The 22,415-nt window shown below is 70.3% G+C and carries 17 protein-coding genes and 5 tRNA genes; 11 read left to right on the top strand and 11 right to left on the bottom strand.

The window, feature by feature from the left end; genetic code table 11:
- Positions 1-102 precede the first annotated feature (102 nt).
- The 4 genes from MB828_RS09430 to purM all read left to right on the top strand — a co-directional run bounded on the left by MB828_RS09430 (position 103) and on the right by purM (position 4,245).
- Positions 103-900 (top strand): maleylpyruvate isomerase family mycothiol-dependent enzyme, encoded by a 798-nt coding sequence (locus MB828_RS09430; protein ID WP_301647784.1) that lies wholly within the window; start codon positions 103-105, stop codon positions 898-900.
- Between the two features lie 78 nt (positions 901-978).
- A complete protein-coding gene (locus MB828_RS09425) occupies positions 979-1,389 on the top strand; it encodes an META domain-containing protein (RefSeq protein WP_301647783.1) in 411 nt (136 codons plus the stop codon).
- Positions 1,390-1,610: 221 nt separating this feature from the next.
- Positions 1,611-3,140 carry an amidophosphoribosyltransferase gene (gene purF, locus MB828_RS09420; protein ID WP_133023843.1) on the top strand — a complete coding sequence of 510 codons (1,530 nt, stop codon included), beginning with the start codon at positions 1,611-1,613 and terminating at the stop codon, positions 3,138-3,140.
- A 34-nt stretch (positions 3,141-3,174) separates the two neighbouring features.
- Positions 3,175-4,245: a phosphoribosylformylglycinamidine cyclo-ligase gene (purM, locus tag MB828_RS09415; RefSeq protein ID WP_301647782.1), complete on the top strand. Its 1,071-nt coding sequence runs from the start codon at positions 3,175-3,177 to the stop codon at positions 4,243-4,245.
- Positions 4,246-4,414: 169 nt separating this feature from the next.
- Here purM and MB828_RS09410 read toward each other — a convergent pair whose 3' ends face one another.
- Both MB828_RS09410 and MB828_RS09405 read right to left on the bottom strand, forming a co-directional pair.
- Positions 4,415-4,678, bottom strand: coding sequence for a DUF3073 domain-containing protein (locus MB828_RS09410; protein WP_046733692.1), 264 nt, complete (start codon positions 4,676-4,678; stop codon positions 4,415-4,417).
- A 300-nt stretch (positions 4,679-4,978) separates the two neighbouring features.
- Positions 4,979-6,070, bottom strand: a complete 1,092-nt coding sequence (locus MB828_RS09405; RefSeq protein WP_133023845.1) for a Leu/Phe/Val dehydrogenase — start codon at positions 6,068-6,070, stop codon at positions 4,979-4,981.
- Between the two features lie 244 nt (positions 6,071-6,314).
- On the opposite strand from MB828_RS09405, the gene MB828_RS09400 reads away from it, so the two are divergent.
- Complete coding sequence (locus MB828_RS09400; RefSeq protein WP_301647781.1) at positions 6,315-7,157, top strand: hypothetical protein; 843 nt, start codon at positions 6,315-6,317, stop codon at positions 7,155-7,157.
- A 618-nt stretch (positions 7,158-7,775) separates the two neighbouring features.
- Complete coding sequence (bldC, locus tag MB828_RS09395; RefSeq protein ID WP_301647780.1) at positions 7,776-7,982, top strand: developmental transcriptional regulator BldC; 207 nt, start codon at positions 7,776-7,778, stop codon at positions 7,980-7,982.
- 505 nt (positions 7,983-8,487) lie between these two features.
- Here bldC and MB828_RS09390 read toward each other — a convergent pair.
- From MB828_RS09390 to MB828_RS09375, 4 genes are all read right to left on the bottom strand, one after another.
- On the bottom strand, positions 8,488-8,688 hold the full coding sequence (locus MB828_RS09390) for a DUF6274 family protein (RefSeq protein WP_301647779.1): 201 nt from the start codon (positions 8,686-8,688) through the stop codon (positions 8,488-8,490).
- 473 nt (positions 8,689-9,161) lie between these two features.
- A tRNA-Asp gene (locus tag MB828_RS09385) sits at positions 9,162-9,236 on the bottom strand.
- Between the two features lie 93 nt (positions 9,237-9,329).
- Positions 9,330-13,274 carry an ATP-dependent RNA helicase HrpA gene (hrpA, locus tag MB828_RS09380; RefSeq protein ID WP_301647778.1) on the bottom strand — a complete coding sequence of 1,315 codons (3,945 nt, stop codon included), beginning with the start codon at positions 13,272-13,274 and terminating at the stop codon, positions 9,330-9,332.
- Between the two features lie 138 nt (positions 13,275-13,412).
- A complete protein-coding gene (locus MB828_RS09375; protein ID WP_301647777.1) occupies positions 13,413-13,826 on the bottom strand; it encodes a hypothetical protein in 414 nt (137 codons plus the stop codon).
- A 205-nt stretch (positions 13,827-14,031) separates the two neighbouring features.
- Here MB828_RS09375 and MB828_RS09370 point away from each other — a divergent pair, with 205 nt between their 5' ends.
- On the top strand, positions 14,032-14,505 hold the full coding sequence (locus tag MB828_RS09370) for a PH domain-containing protein (protein WP_301647776.1): 474 nt from the start codon (positions 14,032-14,034) through the stop codon (positions 14,503-14,505).
- Between the two features lie 38 nt (positions 14,506-14,543).
- On the opposite strand, the gene MB828_RS09365 is transcribed toward MB828_RS09370, so the two are convergent.
- The 5 genes from MB828_RS09365 to MB828_RS09345 all read right to left on the bottom strand — a co-directional run bounded on the left by MB828_RS09365 (position 14,544) and on the right by MB828_RS09345 (position 16,897).
- Positions 14,544-14,617: transfer RNA gene (locus tag MB828_RS09365), tRNA-Phe, on the bottom strand.
- 24 nt (positions 14,618-14,641) lie between these two features.
- Positions 14,642-14,716, bottom strand: a tRNA-Asp gene (locus MB828_RS09360).
- Positions 14,717-14,754: 38 nt separating this feature from the next.
- Positions 14,755-14,827: transfer RNA gene (locus tag MB828_RS09355), tRNA-Glu, on the bottom strand.
- A 188-nt stretch (positions 14,828-15,015) separates the two neighbouring features.
- Entirely contained in the window at positions 15,016-16,476 is a 1,461-nt protein-coding gene (locus tag MB828_RS09350; protein WP_430381354.1) for a metallophosphoesterase family protein, read from the bottom strand.
- 70 nt (positions 16,477-16,546) lie between these two features.
- Positions 16,547-16,897, bottom strand: a complete 351-nt coding sequence (locus MB828_RS09345) for a metallopeptidase family protein (protein ID WP_046733699.1) — start codon at positions 16,895-16,897, stop codon at positions 16,547-16,549.
- Between the two features lie 201 nt (positions 16,898-17,098).
- Between MB828_RS09345 and MB828_RS09340 the strand changes: the two genes are divergently transcribed.
- From MB828_RS09340 to MB828_RS09325, 4 genes are all read left to right on the top strand, one after another.
- Positions 17,099-17,629 (top strand): hypothetical protein, encoded by a 531-nt coding sequence (locus MB828_RS09340; protein ID WP_301647775.1) that lies wholly within the window; start codon positions 17,099-17,101, stop codon positions 17,627-17,629.
- A 643-nt stretch (positions 17,630-18,272) separates the two neighbouring features.
- Positions 18,273-20,459, top strand: coding sequence for a DEAD/DEAH box helicase (locus MB828_RS09335; RefSeq protein ID WP_301647774.1), 2,187 nt, complete (start codon positions 18,273-18,275; stop codon positions 20,457-20,459).
- A gap of 162 nt (positions 20,460-20,621) precedes the next feature.
- Positions 20,622-22,148 (top strand): amino acid permease, encoded by a 1,527-nt coding sequence (locus MB828_RS09330; protein WP_301647773.1) that lies wholly within the window; start codon positions 20,622-20,624, stop codon positions 22,146-22,148.
- A gap of 98 nt (positions 22,149-22,246) precedes the next feature.
- Positions 22,247-22,319 (top strand) — tRNA-Lys (locus MB828_RS09325).
- Positions 22,320-22,415: the final 96 nt, after the last annotated feature.

Here is a 22,415-nt window from a genome sequence, read left to right as displayed (position 1 = left end):
GTACGACGACGAAGGCCCCGCCCGAATGCTTCCGGGCGGGGCCTTCTCGGCTGAGTACCGGTTCCGGCGGTGCGGGGGCCGTTTTCGCATACGCTCGCCGCCATGCCTCCCGCCAAGAAGCGCGCCCGGACGTACGACCCCGCCAAGACCCGTACGGCGGTCCTCGCCCAGCTCTCGAACGTGCGGGACGCCGTGCGCGCGCTCACCCCCGAGCAGCTCGCCCGCCCCACCCGGCTCGGCGAGTGGACCGTACGGGAACTCGTCGCCCACCTCGGCATGGCGGTCACCGCCGTCCACCGGGCCCTGGCCGAGCCCGAGCCGTCCCGCGCGGACGCCACCCCGCTCGACTGGCCGTTCCGCACCGCCGCCAACTCGGCCGCCATCGCCGACTTCACCCGGCGGCTCGCCGCCGACCACCCCGACCTCGACGCCTACCTCGCCGACGTCGACGCGAGCTTCCGCGCCCTGCTCGCCGAGCACCCCGGCACCCGGCTGCTCGCCACCAGCGCCGGCGCGATGTCCCTGGACGACTACCTGGTCACCCGTACCGTCGAACTGGTGGTCCACACCGACGACCTGCACGCGGCCGTCCCCGCGCTCGACGTCCGCTACGACCGGCAGGCCCTGGCCGCCTGCACCCGGCTGCTCGCCGACGCCCTCGCGGTGAAGGCGCCCGGCGGCTCCACCGAGGTCCGCGTGCCGCCGTACGCCGTGGTGCAGTGCGTCGAGGGGCCCCGGCACACCCGGGGCACCCCGCCGAACGTGGTCGAGACCGACCCGCTGACCTGGATCCGGCTGGCCACCGGGCGGCTGGAGTGGGCGGAGGCCGTGGCGGAGGCCAAGGTCAGCGCGAGCGGGGAGCGGGCGGACATCGGGCCGTACCTGCCCCTGATGGGCTGACGGAACCGATCACCCTGTGCGTTCCGTCGAACCGGCATGAACGGGTACAAGCAGCGCACGCGGCCCAGGACCCCGACCATGACAGCCGTCGCCCTGCTCGCCACGCTGGCGGTGGCGTGCGGGGGCGAGCAGGATGTTGCCGTGAGCACACCGCGGCCCGTGACCGGGATCGACTGGACCGTCGACAGCGTGACCGTCGACGGCACCACCCGGCACGCCCCGGCGCACGCCCATGTGAGGTTCGAGGACGGCCGGGCCGCCGGCAACTACGGCTGCAACCAGTTCAGCGCCACCGCCCAGGTCACCGACGGCCGGATCCGGCTCAGCCACGCCCGCACCACCCGGATGGCCTGCGACGACGCACGGATGACCTTCGAGCGGGCGCTGGCGCGGACGCTCACCGCCGGACCGCTGACCATGAAGACCGAGGGGTCGAAGCTCACCCTCACCACGGCCGGCGGCGACCGGGTCCAGCTGTCCAGGAAGTGAACCTCCGCCGCCCGAATCATGTGCGACACCTCACTCAGAGATACGGTGTGAGGGGGTTGCGCGGACCCCGGTCCGCACGAACAGGTCGCGCCTGGAGAATCGTCCCACCGCGCTGACCTGCAAAAATGGAGAAAGCTACGACGGCCTCCGCGATCGTAGATCCATTACGGCCGGGTATCCCCAATTCGGACCAGTGGTCGATCTCGCCTACACTCGGTGTCGTGCCACGTGGTGACGGTCTCCTCAATCACGATCTGCTCCCCGGTGAGAAGGGCCCCCAGGACGCTTGCGGCGTCTTCGGTGTCTGGGCTCCCGGTGAAGAGGTCGCCAAGCTCACGTACTTCGGGCTGTACGCCCTCCAGCATCGGGGCCAGGAATCCGCGGGTATCGCGGTCAGCAACGGCTCCCAGATCCTCGTCTTCAAGGACATGGGCCTCGTCTCCCAGGTCTTCGACGAGACCTCCCTGGGTTCCCTCCAGGGTCATATCGCGGTCGGACACGCCCGCTACTCGACCACCGGGGCCTCCGTGTGGGAGAACGCCCAGCCGACGTTCCGCGCCACCGCGCACGGTTCGATCGCGCTCGGCCACAACGGCAACCTGGTCAACACGGCGCAGCTCGCCGAGATGGTCGCCGAACTCCCCAAGGACTCCAACGGCCGCTCCACCCGGGTCGCGGCCACCAACGACACCGACCTGCTCACCGCGCTGCTCGCGGCCCAGGTCGACGAGAACGGCAAGCCGCTGACCATCGAGGAGGCCGCCCACGCGGTCCTCCCGAAGGTGCGCGGTGCCTTCTCCCTCGTCTTCATGGACGAGCACACCCTCTACGCCGCCCGCGACCCGCAGGGCATCCGCCCGTTGGTCCTCGGCCGTCTCGAGCGCGGCTGGGTGGTCGCCTCCGAGTCCGCCGCGCTCGACATCTGCGGCGCCAGCTACGTGCGCGAGATCGAGCCGGGCGAGTTCGTCGCCATCGACGAGAACGGCCTGCGCACCTCCCGGTTCGCGGACGCGAAGCCCAAGGGCTGTGTCTTCGAGTACGTGTACCTGGCCCGCCCCGACACCGACATCGCCGGCCGGAACGTGTACCTCTCCCGCGTGGAGATGGGCCGGATGCTCGCCAAGGAAGCCCCGGTCGACGCCGACATGGTGATAGCGACCCCGGAGTCCGGCACCCCCGCGGCCATCGGCTACGCGGAGGCCTCCGGCATCCCCTTCGGCAACGGCCTGGTCAAGAACGCGTACGTCGGCCGGACCTTCATCCAGCCCTCGCAGACCATCCGGCAGCTCGGCATCCGCCTGAAGCTGAACCCGCTGAAGGAAGTCATCCGCGGCAAGCGGCTGGTCGTCGTCGACGACTCGATCGTGCGCGGCAACACCCAGCGCGCGCTGGTGCGGATGCTCCGCGAGGCGGGCGCGGCCGAGGTCCACATCCGGATCTCCTCGCCGCCGGTGAAGTGGCCGTGCTTCTTCGGCATCGACTTCGCCACCCGCGCCGAGCTCATCGCCAACGGCATGACCATCGAGGAGATCGGCACCTCGCTCGGCGCCGACTCCCTGGCGTACATCTCCATCGACGGCATGATCGAGGCGACCACCATCGCCAAGCCGAACCTGTGCCGCGCCTGCTTCGACGGCGAGTACCCGATGGAGCTCCCGGACCCCGAGCTGCTCGGCAAGCAGCTCCTGGAGACCGAGCTGGCGGCCGGTCCGGCAGCCACGGCCGCGGCCGACGCGATCCGTCGCCCGTAAGCCTCGTAGAAACCAACCCGAAAGATCCCAGGCAATGTCTGAGAACTCTGTTCCCGGTGCTTCCTACGCGGCTGCCGGAGTCGACATCGAGGCGGGCGACCGCGCCGTAGAGCTGATGAAGGAGTGGGTGAAGAAGACGCAGCGCCCCGAGGTCCTGGGTGGCCTCGGCGGCTTCGCCGGCCTCTTCGACGCCTCCGCGCTGAAGAACTACGAGCGTCCGCTGCTCGCCTCCGCGACCGACGGCGTGGGCACGAAGGTGGACATCGCCCGGCAGCTGGGCGTGTACGACACCATCGGCCACGACCTGGTCGCCATGGTCATGGACGACATCGTGGTGTGCGGCGCCGAGCCGCTGTTCATGACCGACTACATCTGCGTCGGCAAGGTCCACCCCGAGCGGGTCGCCGCGATCGTCAAGGGCATCGCCGAGGGCTGTGTGCTGGCCGGCTGCGCCCTGGTGGGTGGCGAGACCGCAGAGCACCCGGGCCTGCTCGGCGCGGACGACTTCGACGTCGCAGGCGCCGGTACGGGCGTGGTGGAGGCCGACCGGCTGCTCGGCGCGGATCGTATCCGTACGGGTGACGCGGTGATCGCCATGGCGTCCTCCGGGCTTCACTCGAACGGGTACTCCCTGGTCCGGCACGTGCTGCTGAACCAGGCCGGCCTCGCCCTCGACGCGCACATCGAGGAGCTGGGCCGCACCCTCGGCGAGGAACTGCTGGAGCCGACCAGGATCTACTCGCTGGACTGCCTGGCCCTCATGCGCACCGCCGAGGTGCACGCCTTCAGCCATGTGACCGGCGGCGGACTCGCGGCGAACCTGGCCCGGGTGATCCCGGACCACCTGCACGCGATCGTCGACCGCGCCACCTGGACCCCGGGCCCGATCTTCGGCCTGGTGGGACGCACCGGTGACGTCGAGCGGCTGGAACTGGAGAAGACGCTCAACATGGGCGTCGGCATGATCGCGATCGTCCCGCAGGAGTCGGTGGACGTGGCGCTGGCCGCGCTGGCCGACCGCGGGGTCGAGGCGTGGGTCGCCGGCGAGATCACCGAGCGCGGCGAGCACACCACGGGCGCCGAACTGGTCGGGGACTACGCATAAGCCCGGCCCCCCGGTGTCCGAGGAGCGGGTGCCGGGGAGCGGGGTCCGAAAGGCGGCGTCCGCTCCGGGGAGCGGGGTCCGGGGCCGAGTCCCGCGGGGCAGCACAAAACCCGGTCCGGCGTGGAAACCCCGGACCGGGTAAGTGGAAGCGGCTCAGCAGCCGCTGAAGTCAAGCACCGCGACGATGCTGGGAGTGCGGACCGGACTGGTCGTCCTCGTCCTCGTCCTCATCGTCGTCGTTGTAGAGATCCGCGTACTGGGCGTACGGGTCGTCGTCCTCGTCGTCGTCCTCGAACGGCTCGCCGTTCGGCGGCTGGCTCGAAGTCGATGCGCCCAGCTCGCTGGCCAGACGTGACAGGTCAGTCCCACCGCTGTTGTACTTCAGCTGGCGGGCGACCTTCGTCTGCTTGGCCTTGGCCCGGCCGCGCCCCATGGCTCGACCCCCTCGGTGACGGGGCTCGACGGCCCCAGAGTCTGACACGCGTTCATGATCCGGAACGGGCTCTCCTCGGAGAGACCGGTCCGTAGGGCTTCCACGGTACCTGAGCCCGCGCCCATACGGTACGTCGCCCGCACCACGCGCCTGACTCCGTGACCCGCGGGGCGCCCCGTCCCCGCTGGTCAACGACGATTTTAACCACTTCCTGGCGGGCGACCCGCCGACGAACGTGAGAGTTCTCTCCAACCGTCCGCCGACGGGTACCGAAAACGCGTCCGGAAACCCGGTGTTCGATCAGCGGCCGTCCGCCGTTTTCGCTTCGTGCATCCGCTGTTCGGCGATCCGGTCGGCCGCGGCGGCCGGCGGGATCCCGTCTTCCTTCGCACGTGCGAAGATGGCCAGCGTGGTGTCGAAGATCTTCGCCGCCTTGGCCTTGCACCGGTCGAAGTCGAACCCGTGGAGTTCGTCGGCGACCTGGATGACCCCGCCGGCGTTCACCACGTAGTCCGGCGCGTAGAGGATCCCGCGGTCGGCGAGGTCCTTCTCGACGCCCGGGTGGGCGAGCTGGTTGTTGGCCGCGCCGCACACCACCTGGGCGGTCAGCACCGGCACGGACTCGTCGCTCAGGGCCCCGCCGAGCGCACAGGGGGCGTAGATGTCGAGGCCTTCGACGCGGATCAGGGCATCCGTGTCGGCCGCGACCCGCACCTGCGGGTGCCGGTCGGAGATCCGGCCGACGGCCTCCCGGCGGACGTCGGTGACGACCACCCGGGCGCCCTCCTCCAGAAGGTGCTCCACCAGGTGGTGACCCACCTTGCCGACGCCCGCGATGCCGACGGTACGGCCGCGCAGCGACGGGTCGCCCCACAGGTGCTGGGCGCTGGCGCGCATGCCCTGGTAGACGCCGTAGGCGGTGAGGACGGAGGAGTCGCCGGCGCCGCCGTTCTCCGGGGAGCGGCCGGTGGTCCAGCGGCACTCGCGGGCCACCACGTCCATGTCGGCGACGTAGGTGCCGACGTCGCAGGCGGTGACGTACCGGCCGCCGAGCGAGGCCACGAAACGCCCGTAGGCGAGCAGCAGCTCCTCGGTCTTGTCCCGGTCCGGATCCCCGATGATCACGGCCTTGCCGCCACCGTGGTCGAGCCCGGCCATGGCGTTCTTGTACGACATCCCGCGCGCGAGGTTGAGGGCGTCGGCGACGGCCTCCTCCTCGTTCGCGTAGGGGTAGAAGCGGGTGCCGCCGAGGGCGGGGCCCAGTGCGGTGGAGTGGATGGCGATGACGGCCTTCAGGCCGCTTCTGCGGTCCTGGCAGAGCACGACCTGCTCGTGACCGCCCTGGTCCGAGTGGAACAGGGTGTGCAGGACGCCGGTGGAAACGTCGGTCACTGTGGTGACTCCCGGTTGGGTCGCGGCGAGTGGAAGCTGGGGCTCCCGTAAGGGTGGCGGGGGCCTGGCACGAGCGTAGAGCTATTGCCCGCCCGCCATCCGCGCAGTGTTCAGGATCACTCTGCCGTGCCGCGAGCGCACGCATGAGCATGGGACGATTTGCTGTGGTTTCCCGGTCGGCGCCGGTCGGCTCCGCCGCGGGTCCCGCTGGTTTCGAGCCCGGTCCGATGGGGAGGGAGCAGGCGTGCCCAAGGTGTCCTCGGTGGTCGTGCCCTACGCGACGTACCTGCGTGTGTACGAGCCGCTGGCCGCCTTCCCGGAGTCGGAGCGCGACCACTGGGCGCGCTACGCCCGCCGCTCGGGCCGGCCCTCCTATCAGGACGAGCTGCGCCGCTCGCTGGCCGACCTGCTCCCCACCCCGCCGGTCCCGGTACCGGTCCAGGAGAGCGCCGACGCCTTCGTGCTGGAGGTGGACGGTGTCGTGTGCGTCTGCCCCTGGCGGACCCGGCTGCGCGGCTGGCAGGCCCTCCAGGAGCTGCCCGAGGAGCTGTCCAAGCCGGTCCTGGACGCGATGCTGCCCCCGGTGGTGCGGCGCCAGGCCACGATGGACTACGAGCGCTGGCTGGCCGGCAACCCGGACTCGCGGCCCTGGATCCGCACGGCGACCTGGCAGGTGCCGCTGAACTGGTTCGTGCTGGTCTCCGACGAGGAGCGGCGGTACGAGAAGGGCACCGGGGAGATCCCGCCGATGCTGCGCTACCGCACGCCGATGGTGCAGGCCCGGCGGCGGGTGGCCCGGGCGCTGCGCACGCTCAAGGACACCGTGGAGGAAGGGCCGCTGATCGACGGGCTGGTGGACGTCGGCCGCTGGCTGGAGGAGTTCCACCCGCGCTCGCTGGTCGAACTGGACTACGGCGGACTCGTGCACGCCCTGCCGGCCGGTGACCTGGAGGGCGATCATTCGGCGGCCGACGTGGCGGCGGGCGTCGAGGCGCTGCGCCTGGGCGACGGGGCCGCGGCCGGCGAGGCGTACGGGCGGCTGGTGGAGCGGTGGCGGGCGGTGCGGGACCGCCGGTCGGCGAACTGAGTGCCGGTCTGAGCAGCGATGCCCGGTGATCCGTACTGGATGGCGGGCCGTCCGACGGTGCTTGCGGCCGGATGACAGCTGGGTGACGGCTGGGCGGTGAGTGACGTACGTCACGGCCCGGATGCTGTGAAACAACGTACCTTGACGGCACTTCAGTGAACTCACGGGACGTTGGGCCCGATCCGGGCTTTTATTCCAAGGGTGACGGATAGCACTTACGCGGCCCTTGCGCCTCTTGCCACTCCTCGTGCCAAAATAGGACAAGGAGTCCGGGGAAGGCTCCTTCCGTCCAAGTGTGGTGCACTGTGGGCGGATTCTCAGCATTACGTGCTTTGGGGGGTCTGGTGACTCCTGATCGTCCTGTGACTGATCGTCACAGTGGCGTGACTGTCCGCTATGGCATGGTCCATCGGCTTCCGCGGCTGATGACTACCTGGGAGGGCAATTCCATCGGTTTGGCCGACGCGGCTGGACAGATGGTGTAGTTGTAGTGCCGAGGACAAGCCGTTCGTCCTATAACCGACTCGACTCGCGTCCGCCATTTCGGGCAACGCGGGTCAAGGTGCAGAATTTAGAGGAAAGAACCGAGAAGGTTCGGTTCTCCCGAGGAGGCCGCTCATGACCGCTCGCACCCCTGATGCCGAGCCGCTGCYGACCCCGGCTGAGGTCGCCACCATGTTCCGTGTCGACCCCAAGACGGTCACGCGGTGGGCGAAGGCCGGCAAGCTCACGTCGATTCGCACGCTCGGCGGACACCGCCGTTACCGCGAGGCTGAGGTCCGCGCTCTGCTCGCGGGTATCCCGCAGCAGCGCAGCGAGGCCTGACCAACTGAATAGCGGGCAAACCGACCGGTCCCCCAACTGGCCGAGGCGCCCGAAACCCTAGCTCCAAGCGACGCGGGACCTGCCCCAACAGGACCCACGCCCAGGCCGACGAGAACTTCACAGGCAAGCGACACAGGGTGCGTCGTAGATCGCGCTGGACTCCGCCGGGTCCAGCGCGATCTTTTTTGTGCGCCGGTGGCGTCTTGTGGCGTCTTCGACCACCCTGACCGGCGCCTCTGTGAGCAGCCTTGTCGCACTCTGGGGAGGGCTGTCGGATCCGCTGTGCGTACGCCCAGAGGGTGCCGGGGCGGAGTCGACAGGGTGGTGCAATTGCACATATTAAATTGACTAGTTGTAGGAGGGGGGTAAGTACCGCCCTTTCCGGAACTCATGCGGTGACTCCCGTCACATACCGCACGGGTTGTTTGTACCGCCCCGGGTGCGCTAATGGAGTCGCGGACGCCACCACCCCACGGGGGAACGGCCGTTGGGCCCGGGGCCTCTCTCACGCCCCGACGGGCTCCTCGCCCTCCACGGCCTCCTCGAAGGCTTCGAGGGCTTCGGGGGTGTGCGGAGCGGAGTCCATGGCCAGCCGCAGCAACTGGTGGCAGACGGGACAGTGGCGGGTCAGATGCCGGTACGACGAGGCGGCCGCCAGATGAGCCCTCAGCAGGGCCCGCGTCTCATGCCGCACCGAAGCCGCCATACGCCACCTCCAGAGGGGGCCGGGGAAAGCGAGCCCTCTCTTCTGGGTACCGACCGGATGTGACGCCGTCAATGGCCCACGCGAAAGCCCCCGCTCCCGAAGCCCCGCGCTCCCGCCGGCGCCCCCACCAGGATCAGGTCACGCGCGTGTGACCCGCGGCCCTCGCGCCGACCTCGCAGCTCACCAGCATGAGACGCCCGCTTCCCCTGCGGGAACCCCACGGGTCACACGCCTGAGGCCCGCTTCCTCCGCGAGGCGCCGGCCGCTCGTTGCGGCGCTGCCGCTGGGCATACGTCTGAGGCCCGCTTCCCTTGGGGGATGCGGGCCTCTTCTTGCGGTCCTGACGGGATTTGCTGAGTCTGATTGCGGCTGCGCCGCGGGCGCGGCCGCTGGTGGGGTGGGGCGGCGGGCGGGGTCGGCGCTGGTCATACGTTTGAGGCCCGCTTCCCTTGGGGGATGCGGGCCTCTTCTTGCGGTCCTGACGGGATTTGAACCCGCGGCCTCCACCTTGACAGGGTGGCGAGCACTCCAAACTGCTCCACAGGACCAGGTTTCGCGGCACTTTGTCTGCGCTGTGCTGCGAGAAGGACTGTACAGGAGGGTGAGGGTGCTGGTCGAACTCACTCAGCGTGCCCGGTCTGTTACGGAGCCGCCGTGTCGATCGCCTTCACGATCCGCTTGTCGGAGACCGGGTACGCCGTGCCCAGCGCGTGCGCGAAGTAGCTGACCCGGAGCTCCTCCAGCATCCAGCGGATGTCCAGGACCTGTTGCGGCACCGGCCGGCCCCGGGGGAGCTGCTCCAGGAGCCAGGCGTACTCGTCCTGCATCTCGTGGACCTTCTCCATCCGGGTGGTGTCCCGCTGGACGTTGGCCGGCATCTGCTGGAGGCGGCGGTCCGCCGCGACCAGATAGCGCATCAGGTCGGGCAGCCGACGTATACCGGCCCAGGTCACGAAGCCGGGCTTCACGAGGGCGTCCAGCTGCTTGCGGACGTCCGTCAGGTTGGCCAGCAGCGCGGGGCTCCGTACCGCCTTCAGACGGCGTTCACAGGCCTGCCAGGCGGCGAGCACCTGCTGCACCTGCGTGACCGTCCGGACCGTCGTGTCGACGATCTCGGCGCGCACCTTGTCGTACAGCTTCCGGTACGACTCCTCGTCCCACGCCGGCCCGCCGAAGTCGGCGATCAGCTTGTCGGCCGCGGCCATGGCGCAGTCGTCGAACAGGGCCTGGACCGTGCCGTGCGGGTTCGCTGACAGGGCGAGCTTCTGGGCGTTCGTCAGCTTCTCCGAGGCGAACTTCGCCGGGTTCACCGGGATGTTGCGCAGGATCAGCCGCCGGGTGCCCTTCCACATCGCCTCGGCCTGTTCCTCCTCGGTGTCGAAGAGGCGTACGGAGACGGTGTCGCCGTCGTCCACGAGGGCCGGGTAGGCCTTCACCGGCTGTCCGGCCCTGCGGGTCTCGAAGACGCGGGTGAGCGTGCCGATCGTCCAGTCGGTGAGGCCCTTGCGTTCCAGGGACTCGCCGCCCTCCCGGGACGCGGTGGCGGCGGCCGCCTGGGAGAGGGCCTGCCGCGCCTTCGGCTTCAGCCGGAGCTTCAGCGCCTCCAGGTCCTTGTCCTCGGCCAGCTTCCGGCGCCGCTCGTCGACGATCCGGAACGTGATCTTCAGATGGTCCGGGACCTTCGCCCAGTCGAAGTCCTCGGCCTCGAAGGGGACGCCGACCATCCGCTTCAGCTCGCGGGCCATCGTGGTGGTCAGGGGCTCCTGGAGCGGCACCGCCGCGTCCAGGAAGCGCTTGGCGAAGTTCGGCGCCGGCACGTAGTTGCGGCGGATCGGCTTCGGCAGGCTCCGGATCAGCTCCGTGACCACGTCCTCGCGCAGGCCCGGGATCTGCCAGTCGAAGCCCTCGTCCGTGACCTGGTTGAGCACCTGGAGCGGGATGTGGACGGTCACGCCGTCCGCGTCCGCGCCCGGCTCGAACTGGTAGGTCACCCGGAACTTGAGCTGCCCCTGCCGCCAGGAGTCCGGGTAGTCGGCCTTGGTGACCGCCTCCGCCGACTCCCGGATCAGCATCTCCCGCTCGAAGTCCAGGTACTCCGGCTGCTCGTGCCGCTTGTGCTTCCACCAGGAGTCGAAGTGCGCGCCGGAGACGACGTGTTCGGGTACCCGTTGGTCGTAGAAGTCGAAGAGCGTGTCGTCGTCGACGACGATGTCCCGGCGCCGGGCGCGGTGTTCGAGCTCCTCGACCTCGCTCAGCAGCCTGCGGTTGTCGGCGAAGAACTTGTGGTGGGTACGCCAGTCACCCTCCACCAGGGCGTTGCGGATGAAAAGCTCGCGGCTGACCTCGGGGTCGATGCGGCCGTAGTTCACCTTGCGGTCGGCGACGATCGGCACGCCGTACAGCGTGACCTTCTCGAAGGCCATCACGGCCGCCTGGTCCTTCTCCCAGTGCGGTTCGCTGTACGTCCGCTTGAGGAGGTGCCCGGCGAGGGGTTCCACCCACTCCGGCTCGATCTTCGCGTTGACCCGGGCCCAGAGTCTGCTGGTCTCCACCAGCTCGGCCGACATCACGAACCGGGGCGTCTTCTTGAACAGCGCCGAGCCGGGGAAGATCGCGAACTTGGCGTTGCGTGCGCCCAGGTACTCGTTCTTCGCGCCGTCCTTCACGTCCTTCATCCCGATGTGGGAGAGGAGGCCGGCGAGGAGGGAGACGTGCACGCGGTCGCCGGGGGCGTCCTCCTCGTTGAGGTGGATGCCCATCTGCTTGGCGACCGTGCGCAGCTGCGTGTAGATGTCCTGCCATTCGCGGATGCGCAGGAAGTTCAGGTACTCCTGCTTGCACATCCGCCGGAAGGAGCTGGAGCCGCGCTCCTTCTGCTGCTCCCTGACGTACCGCCACAGGTTGAGGAAGGCGAGGAAGTCGCTGGTCTCGTCCCGGAAGCGGGCGTGCTGCTGGTCGGCCTGGGTCTGCTTGTCGGCCGGGCGTTCCCGCGGGTCCTGGATGGAGAGCGCGGCGGCGATGACCATGACCTCGCGGACACAGCCGTTCTTGTCGGCCTCCAGCACCATGCGCGCGAGCCGCGGGTCGACCGGCAGCTGGGCCAGCTTGCGGCCGCTGTCGGTGAGCCGCTTGCGGACGTCCTTCTCGTCGGGGTTCAGCGCGCCCAGCTCCTGGAGCAGCTGCACGCCGTCGCGGATGTTGCGGTGGTCCGGCGGGTCGATGAAGGGGAACTTCTCGATGTCGCCGAGGCCGGCCGCGGTCATCTGGAGGATGACGGAGGCGAGGTTCGTACGCAGGATCTCGGCGTCCGTGAACTCCGGCCGGCCGAGGAAGTCCTCCTCGTCGTACAGCCGGATGCAGATGCCGTCGGAGGTACGGCCGCAGCGGCCCTTGCGCTGGTTGGCGCTGGCCTGGCTGATCGGCTCGATGGGCAGCCGCTGGACCTTGGTGCGGTGGCTGTAGCGGCTGATCCGGGCGAAGCCGGGGTCGATGACGTACTTGATGCCGGGGACGGTGAGGGAGGTCTCGGCGACGTTGGTCGCCAGCACGATCCTGCGGCCGGTGTGCGGCTGGAAGACCCGGTGCTGCTCGGCGTGCGAGAGCCGGGCGTACAGGGGGAGGACCTCGGTGAACCGGTACTTCTTCTTTTCGAGGGCGTCGGCGGTGTCCCGGATCTCCCGCTCTCCGGAGAGGAAGACGAGGATGTCGCCCTTTCCCTCGCCCTGGAGTTCCTCCACGGCGTCGCAGATGGCGGTGATCTGGTCCCGGTCGGCGTCCTCGGAGTCCTCTTCGAGGAGCGGCCGGTAGCGCACCTCCACGGGATACGTCCGGCCGCTGACCTCGACGATCGGGGCGTCGCCGAAGTGCCGGGAGAAGCGCTCGGGGTCGATGGTGGCGGAGGTGATGACCACCTTCAGGTCCGGGCGCTTCGGCAGCAGCTGGGCCAGGTAGCCGAGCAGGAAGTCGATGTTCAGGGACCGCTCGTGGGCCTCGTCGATGATGATCGTGTCGTAGGCGCGCAGCTCGCGGTCGGTCTGGATCTCGGCGAGCAGGATGCCGTCCGTCATCAGCTTGATGAAGGTGGCGTCCGGGTTCACCTGGTCGGTGAAGCGGACCTTCCAGCCGACGGACTCCCCGAGGGGCGTGCGCAGTTCCTCGGCGACGCGCTCGGCGACCGTACGGGCCGCGATCCGGCGGGGCTGGGTGTGCCCGATCATGCCGCGCACCCCCCGCCCCAGCTCCAGACAGATCTTCGGGATCTGCGTGGTCTTGCCGGAACCGGTCTCACCGGCCACGATCACGACCTGGTGGTCGCGGATCGCGGCGGCGATCTCGTCCTTCTTCTGGCTGACCGGCAGCTGCTCGGGATACGACACGGCGGGCACGACGGCGCGGCGGCCGGCCATCCGTTCCTCGGCCCTGGCCACCTCTGCCTCGATCTCGGCGAGGACGGCGGCGCGGGCCTCCGGCTTACGGATCTTGCGCGCACCTTCCAGCCTGCGCCCGAGCCGGTGCGCGTCGCGCAGCGAAAGCTCGGTCAGGCGGGGGGCGAGAGTGCCGAGGGCGGAAGCGGGATGCGTAGACATACGCGGTCCAGGATCTCACCTCGGGGAAATCCGTGGCGAACGCTTTTGCCTCCGGCGGTTCAGCCGGGTTCGGTTGGGTTCGGCTGGGCTCAGCTGGGCTCCGCCGGGGTGCAGGTGCGGGGCGGGTCACTGACCGCGCTACGCGGGCGGGGCGGCCGTTTCGGCGGTGGTGGGAGCGGGGGTGGCGGCCGTGGTCGGGGTGGCGGCCGTGGTGGGGGTGGCAGGCGTGGTGGGCGTGGCGGAGGTGGTGGGCGTGGCGGGCGCGGGCGGGGTGGGGGCGGCTGCCGCGGCCACCGCCGAGGACGCGATCGACTTCGCCGTGTTCGATACGGCCTTGATCCCCAGGTAGGCCGTGGTCATGCTGCTCACCGCGGTGAACGCGGCGGTGAGCACGCCGATGACGACCGATGTGTCGCCGTCGAGCCGCCAGACGCCGAACAGCGCGATCCCGGCGATCGCGAGGTTGCTGATGACGACGGCGAGCAGCCCGTAGCGCGCACGGCTCTTCTCCAGCTCGACGTCCTGGCTGACTCTGTCCTGGTCCCCGCTCATCGTCCCCGCCCCTGGTCCGTCTGGTCCCTCTGATCCGTTGCGACGACGCCGAAGGTAGCGTCACGCGGTCCGGTGGCCAAGCGGCCGGGTGGTCAGCCGGCCGGGAAGACGTCGTAGTCGCCGCCGGACCGCAAAGGAACGCCATGATCCGCTCCAGTCCTGCTCAAAACGGGGTCGTCCGGCGGAGCGCTGTCAGGCTGCGCGTATGAGTGAGACGGTCTTTCGGTACACGGGCAGACAACGCCTGGTCATGTGGGGATGGGCGCTGCTGATGGCGGCATGGGCGGGGGCTGTCACGGTGGACGCCGGCCGGGACCTGGCCGACCACCGGATCGGTACGGCCGTACCCCTGTGGCTGGTGCTGGGGCTGGCGCCGACCGTGCTGTTCGTGGTGCTGGCCGGGATGTCGACGGGGGTCACGCGCATCGACGCCGAGGGTCTGCGCACGCGTGGGATGACGGGGAGGCGGCGGGTGGCCTGGTCGGACGTCGAGAGCGTCCATGACCTCCCGGGGCGGGGGCGCCGGGGCACGATCACGCAGATCGGCGTCACCAGGACTGACGGCACGTCCTTCCTGCTGCCCATCCCCTACACGTCCGGGGTCATCCTCGAAGACCCCGACTTCTACGACAAGCTCGAACTGATCCGCCGGGAGTGGCGGCGGGGTCGCAGCACATGAGAACAGCCCCTCCGGAATTCCGGAGGGGCTGTCTGTTGTGGCTGGGGCCGGGGTCGAACCGGCGACCTATCGCTTTTCAGGCGATCGCTCGTACCAACTGAGCTACCCAGCCACGAGGTTTCACGTGAAACCTCAGCGGTCCTGACGGGATTTGAACCCGCGGCCTCCACCTTGACAGGGTGGCGAGCACTCCAAACTGCTCCACAGGACCAAGCTTGTGTGTGCAACAGTGTCGCACACGATCTTGCGTGCCCCCAACGGGATTCGAACCCGTGCTACCGCCTTGAAAGGGCGGCGTCCTAGGCCGCTAGACGATGAGGGCTATCGGCCCGCCTGGGCGCTTCTCAGCGCGTCGGGGACGTGAGAAGCATATGGGATGGCGGGGAGGATCGCCAAAACGGTTTACGGCGACGAGAACGACGACGAGAACGGCGACGAGAACGACGGGGTGGAGGGCGGGACGGAGGACGGGGTGGAAGCCGGTCGGCTCCCGGTGGGGCCGCTGATCGGTCAGGTGGTGGGGAGGTGGCGGCTGACCTCGGCCGTCGTCTGGCCCAGGCCGCCCAGTTTGATCTCGTCCCAGGCCTGGAGGCGGTGGGTGCCCCGGTCGAGGTAGAGGATCGAGGCCTCCACGGGATCCGGGTACTTGCGCTCGACCGCGCGCAGCCCGCTGCCGCCGGTGGAGCCCTCCACGCGCAGCCGGGTGCCGTGCGGCAGCAGCTCCGTCTGCTCGTGGTGCAGGTGGCCCGCCAGGACCAGGGGAACCTCGCCGTCCGTCATCCGGGCCGCCGTCGGCTCGTGCGCGATCGCCACGTCCACCGGGGTGCCGGCCGCCCGCTGCTCCCGCAGGGCGGTGGCGAGGCGGTCGCCGGCCTGCTCCTCGGCCGCGTCCCCGCCCGGCACCGTGGAGCGGTCGGGGGTGAACTGGGGATCGCCGATACCGGCGAACCGCAGCCCGGCGACCGTCTCGGCCCGGCCGTCGTCCAGGACGTGCACGTTCTTCATCCGGGCCAGGTACCGCTGGGTGACCGCGGAGTCGTGGTTCCCGCGCACCCAGACATAGGGCACGCCGAGGTCCTCGACCGGGTCCAGGAAACCGTTCTCGGCGGCCGTGCCGTGGTCCATGGTGTCGCCGGAGTCGACGATCACGTTCACCTTGTACTGCCGCACCAGCGAGGCGATGATCTTCCAGCTCGCCGGGTTGAGATGGATGTCTGAGACGTGCAGGACACGCAGGGTGGCCGGGTCCGGGGAGTAGGCGGGGAGCGTGGACGTGACGTCGTACAGCTTGGTCACGTTCGTCACCAGGCGGGCCAGCTCCTTCTGGTAGGTGTCGAAGTCGGTGACGATGCTGCGCGCGTTGCCGACCACGGCCGGGGCGGAGGAGAGCAGGCCGGAGAACCTCGGTTCCAGGACCGAGTCGGGGTTCCAGGTGGCGTACGCGGTCGCGCCGGACGTGGCGAGCAGACCGAGGGCGAGGCCGCCGGCGGCCAGGGCGCGGCGGGGCCGGCGGTAGACCGCCAGGCCGAGGGCGGTGGCGCCGGCGACGACCGCCACGCAGGAGCGTTCGGCGAGGTCGAGGGTGCCGTGCTCGACGTCGTGGGCGACCTCGTCCTGGAGGCCGGCGAGACGCTCGGGGTGGTCGACGAGGGCCTGGGAGCGGACCGGGTCCAGCTGGTCGACGTTGACGTCGAGACGGACCGGTCCGTTGTGGGTGTCCAGGTAGAGGGCGCCCAGCGGGGAGACGTTGATCTTCGTGCCCCCGCTGAGGGACGGGCGCAGGGTCATCGTGGTGTCCATCGGGCCGACCTGGGCGCGGACGTTCCCGACGATCAGGAGGCCCAGCCACGCGCCGAGGAGGACGACGGCCGTCAGGCCGAGGACGCGGCTCCAGGCGGGCGGTTCGTGTGCGTGCGGGTCGAGTTCCAGGACGGGCGGACGGGCTTGGGCTCGGGTTCGGGCGCGGGCCATTGGGGCCGTATGCCCCGGCTCGGGAGCTGATATGCGACGGTTCGCTCCCTGCCTGCCCGCGGGGTGCGGATCAGCCCCAGCCGAGTTCGTGGAGGCGGTCGTCGTTGATGCCGAAGTGGTGGGCGATCTCGTGGATCACGGTCACGGAGACCTCGTGCACCACGTCCTCGGGGGTCTCGCAGTGGCGCAGCGTCGGGCCCATGTAGATGGAGACACGGTCCGGGAGCACACCGGCGTACCACTCGCCGCGGTCGGTGAGCGGGGTTCCCTCGTACAGGCCCAGCAGGTCGGGGTCGTCGGCGGGGGGCTCGTCCTCGACGAACACGGCCACGTTGTCCATCACCCGGGTCAGCTCCGGGGGGATCCGGTCCAGGGCCTGGCTGACGAGTTCCTCGAACGATTCGCGTGTCATCTCCAGCACAGGGCCATTGTCAGGGACCGGGCGCACGGGTGGAGGGGTGTGGGGGCGCCGGCTTCGGGAGCGCGGGTGCCGCGGGCGGTGCGGGCCGGGTGGCGGGGCGATGCTTCGGTCGTTTGTCCCCGGCGCGCGGTCAGCGTGTCCTCTTGCGGGCGGCGGGAGTTGGGCAGGTCGACTTCTTACTTCCCCCCGGAGGTGGCCGCCGTGCGCCCCTTGAACGTACCCGTCCGTCTGGCCGTCACGGTGATGGCCGTCGCGGCCGCCGCCGGCTGTGTGAACGTGGGCGACGACGCGGGGAAGGCCAAGCCGTCGCACTCGGCGGGGCGCCGGGGCGGTGACGGGGCCGGCGCCGGCCCCGGGGTGTCGGGTGAGGGCGGCGCGGGGTACGGCGGTGCGGTGGCCGACGGCAAGCGGGGGCATGCGGGGAAGCCGAAGCCGGGGGAGTCGGCGTCGGCGTCCGCGCGGTCGGTGCGGGGCGGCGGCAGCGCGGGGCCGGACGCGCCGGTGCAGCCGGGGCAGAGCGCGCCGCCGGGGGTGCCGGCCGGGCCGCCGACGGGCGCACCGGCGTCCCCCACGCCGCCGGCGGACACCCCCACGCCGCCACCGGCTTCGCCCCCGCCGCCGCCCCCGGCGACGGACCCGCCGTCGGCCGAGCCGTCCTCGTCGGCACACGAGGAAACCGGCCCCCAACTGACCCAACGAGAACCAGCCCCAGCAGCAGGCACCCCGGCATAGAACACCCCCAGGGCCCCCAGGGCCCCCAGCCGCCCCGGCAACACCACCCCAAGCCACCGTCCACCGCCCGCCCCCGGCGATACCGCCTCCGCTCCCATCTACCGGCCGACCCTCGCCGATACCGCCGGGACCTCACCGCCCGGCCACCGACCGCCGGCGGCACCGCCACCACCTCACGGTCCGCCGACCCCGCCAACACCACCCCCACCCCACCGGACCGGTCGGCGGCCGACCCGGGCGTTTGTGTACCGGTGTGTGGGGAGCGGGAAGAAGTCGGTGGGGGTGGGTGTTGGTGGAGGGGTAAGCAAGCGCGTCTGGTCTGTGTGGCTGTCCGGGTGTCGCGGCGGGGCACGGGTGCGTGCGTCGGCGCGGTGGTCCGGGAGCCGCGGGGCCGAGGCGAACCGTTCGCTCCGCTGCCCGGCCGTACCGCTGTGAGCTGCGAGATTGGGGCTCGGTTTGCCTTGGGGGGTGGTGGGTGCGTATGGTGGTAGATCGTTTGATCCCATTTGCCCGGCGCCACCGCAGAGCGCGCCGTGTGGCGCGTACTCTCCCTTGCCGTGGCGGACCGCATTGAGGCGGTCGTGAGCGAATCACGGAGTTGACGGGCGCGTGCCGAAGAGACTCCGGAAGGTTTCGCATTCGCATGTCCGTGTCCAGTACTGATCAGTTCGTCGTGTCCGAGAACGAGTTCGAGAACGAGCTCGAGAACGACGACCTGGCGACCGAGGCCTCCGAAGAGGCCGCTGACACCACCGACACCACCCCCCAGACCACCTTCGCCGACCTCGGTCTCCCCGAGGGCGTCGTGCGCAAGCTCGCGCAGAACGGCGTGACCACCCCCTTCCCGATCCAGGCCGCGACCATCCCGGACGCCCTGGTCGGCAAGGACATCCTCGGCCGCGGCCGCACCGGCTCCGGCAAGACCCTCTCCTTCGGTCTGCCCACCCTGGCCACGCTGGCCGGCGGCCGCACCGAGAAGAAGCGGCCGCGTGCCGTGATCCTGACCCCCACGCGCGAGCTGGCGATGCAGGTCGCCGACGCGCTCCAGCCCTACGGCGACGTCCTCGGCCTGAAGATGAAGGTCGTCTGCGGCGGTACGTCCATGGGCAACCAGATCTACGCCCTGGAGCGCGGCGTCGACATCCTCGTCGCCACCCCGGGCCGCCTGCGCGACATCATCAACCGCGGCGCCTGCTCCCTCGAGGACGTGCAGATCGCCGTCCTCGACGAGGCCGACCAGATGTCCGACCTGGGCTTCCTGCCCGAGGTCACCGAGCTGCTCGACCAGGTCCCGGCCGGCGGCCAGCGCATGCTCTTCTCCGCCACCATGGAGAACGAGATCTCCACGCTGGTCAAGCGCTACCTGGTCGACCCGGTCTCGCACGAGGTCGACGCCGCCCAGGGCGCGGTCACGACCATGTCCCACCACATCCTCATCGTGAAGCCCAAGGACAAGGCGCCGGTCACCGCCGCGATCGCCTCTCGCAAGGGCCGCACGATCATCTTCGTCCGCACCCAGCTGGGCGCCGACCGCGTCGCCGAGCAGCTGCGCGACTCCGGCGTGAAGGCCGACGCGCTGCACGGCGGCATGACCCAGGGCGCCCGGACCCGGACCCTCGCCGACTTCAAGGACGGTTACGTCAACGTCCTCGTCGCCACCGACGTCGCCGCGCGCGGCATCCACGTCGACGGCATCGACCTGGTCCTGAACGTGGACCCGGCCGGCGACCACAAGGACTACCTGCACCGGGCCGGCCGTACCGCCCGCGCGGGCCGCACCGGCACGGTCGTCTCCCTCTCCCTGCCGCACCAGCGGCGCCAGATCTTCCGGCTGATGGAGGACGCGGGCGTCGACGCCGGGCGTCACATCATCAACTCCGGTACGGCCTTCGACCCCGAGGTCGCCGAGATCACCGGCGCCCGTTCGATGACCGAGGTGCAGGCCGAGTCCGCGGGCAACGCGGCGCAGCAGGCCGAGCGCGAGGTCACCCAGCTCACCAAGGAGCTGGAGCGGGCGCAGCGCCGGGCCGCGGAACTGCGCGAGGAGGCCGACCGCCTCGTCGCCCGTGCCGCCCGCGAGCGCGGTGACGACCCGGAGACGGCGGTCGCCGAGGCGCAGGCCGAGGCCGTGGTCGAGGAGGCCGTGACGGAGGCGCAGCCGGAGGTTCCGGCGGCGCGCGACAACCGCGAGCGCGGTTTCGACCGTCGTGACGACCGTGGTGGCCGTTCCTTCGAGCGTCGTGACGACCGCCGTGACGACCGCGGTGGCCGTTCCTTCGAGCGTCGTGACGACCGGGGTGGCCGCCCCTTCGAGCGCCGCGAAAACCGCGACCGCGGTTTCGAGCGTCGGGACGACCGTCGTGACGACCGTGGTGGCCGTTCCTTCGACCGGGACCGCGACCGCACCGACCGTCCGTTCAACCGCGACCGCCGTGACGACCGTGGCGGCCGTTCCTTCGAGCGTCGTGACGACCGCCGTGACGACCGCGGTGGCCGCTCCTTCGAGCGCCGTGACGACCGTGGCGGCGACCGAGGTGGCCGTTCCTTCGACCGGGACCGTGACGACCGAGGTGGCCGTTCCTTCGAGCGCCGTGACGACCGTGGCGGCTTCCGCCGTGACGAGCGCGGTGGCCACCGTGGCAGCGACCGTCCGTTCAACCGCGACCGCCGTGACGACCGTCCGGGCTTCCGCAGCGGTGGTCACGACCGCCCCGGTCACGACCGTCCGGGCCACGACCGTCCGTTCGGCCGCCGTGACGACCACCGTGGTTCGTCCTCCGGCTCCTTCGGGCGCCGCGACGACAAGCCGCGCTGGAAGCGCAACGGCTGACGTTCCGTGACACCCGCCTGAGCGCCGCGTCCCGCACCGGGACGCGGCGCTCAGCCGTTTCCCGGAGATCGTCCGGCCGACGGCTGTTTCGTGCCCGTTCCAGGTTCTTTTCGGCCATGCTGTGACGCATGTCACGACCTCGCCGGGGGAATCGCTGGGGGCATGACAGAAGACGCGATAGGCACGTCGCCTTCCGGCGGCCTCTCCGACGAGGAGCGGCTGGCCCAGCTCGGTTACACCCAGGTTCTGGCCCGTCGTATGTCGGCGTTCTCGAACTACGCGGTCTCGTTCACGATCATCTCCGTCCTGTCCGGCTGTCTCACCCTCTACCTGTTCGGCATGATCACCGGCGGTCCCGCGGTGATCACCTGGGGCTGGGTGGCCGTGGGCCTGATGACCCTGTTCGTGGGCCTCTCGATGGCCGAGATCTGTTCCGCCTACCCCACCTCCGCGGGCCTCTACTTCTGGGCCCACCGGCTGGCCCCGCCCCGCTCGGCCGCGGCCTGGGCGTGGTTCACGGGCTGGTTCAACGTGCTGGGCCAGGTGGCGGTGACCGCGGGCATCGACTTCGGCGCCGCGTCCTTCCTGGGCGCGTACCTGAACCTGCAGTTCGACTTCGAGGTGACTCCGGGCCGTACGATCCTGCTCTTCGCGGCGATCCTGGTTCTGCACGGCCTCCTCAACACCTTCGGCGTCCGCATCGTCGCGTTCCTGAACAGCGTGAGCGTGTGGTGGCACGTGCTCGGCGTCCTGGTGATCGTCGGCGCGCTGACCTTCGTACCCGACCACCACCAGTCCGCGTCCTTCGTCTTCACGAAGTTCGTGAACGAGACCGGCTGGAGCAGCGGCCCGTACGTCGTCCTGCTGGGGCTGCTGATGGCCCAGTACACGTTCACGGGGTACGACGCCTCGGCGCACATGACGGAGGAGACCCACGACGCGTCGACGGCGGGTCCGAAGGGCATCGTCCGCTCCATCTGGACGTCCTGGATCGCCGGCTTCGTCCTCCTCCTCGGCTTCACGTTCGCGATCCAGTCGTACGGCTCGGAGCTGAAGTCCCCGACCGGCGCGCCCCCGGCGCAGATCCTCCTGGACGCGCTCGGCGCGACGACCGGCAAGCTCCTCCTCCTGGTGGTGATCGGCGCCCAGCTCTTCTGCGGGATGGCGTCGGTGACGGCCAACAGCCGCATGATCTACGCCTTCTCGCGCGACGGCGCGCTGCCCTTCTCCCGTGTCTGGCACACGGTCAGCCCGCGCACCCGCACTCCCGTCGCGGCGGTCTGGCTCGCGGCCCTGTCTGCGCTCGCCCTGGGCCTGCCCTACTTGATCAACTACACGGCCTACGCCGCCGTGACGTCGATCGCGGTGATCGGCCTGTACGTGGCGTACGTGATCCCGACGCTGCTGCGGGTGCGCAAGGGGGACGAGTTCCAGCGCGGCCCGTGGCACCTGGGCCGCTGGTCACGCGTGATCGGGGTCGTCTCGGTGACCTGGGTCGCTGTCATCACGGTCCTCTTCATGCTCCCGCAGGTCTCTCCGGTCACCTGGGAGACCTTCAACTACGCCCCGGTCGCCGTCCTCGCGGTCCTCGGCTTCGCCGCGGTCTGGTGGCAGGCCTCGGCCCGCCACTGGTTCCTGAACCCGGACAGAGCACGCCACGAGAGCACCGCCAAACTGGTCGATCTCTGACGCTCCGGCCCACTTCTGCCACCCGACGCGGCCGTGACCCCGATACCCGATCGGCGACACGGCTCCGTCCGGCTATGCTCGGGGAGGCAACATCGCCTGGGCCGTTAGCTCAATTGGCAGAGCAGTGGACTTTTAATCCATTGGTTGTGGGTTCGAGTCCCACACGGCCTACAGGTTGCGGGCGGGGGATCCAACCCCCTGACCTGCCGTACGGCGCCCGATCCGACTCCGGTCGGCTCGGGCGCCGCCGCGTTCTCGGGCGGCTCC

Source organism: Streptomyces arenae (genome assembly GCF_022343545.1).
GTDB lineage: Bacteria > Actinomycetota > Actinomycetes > Streptomycetales > Streptomycetaceae > Streptomyces > Streptomyces humi.
Note: the sequence above shows the minus strand (reverse complement) of the source record. Positions and strands in the feature narration are given on the sequence as shown.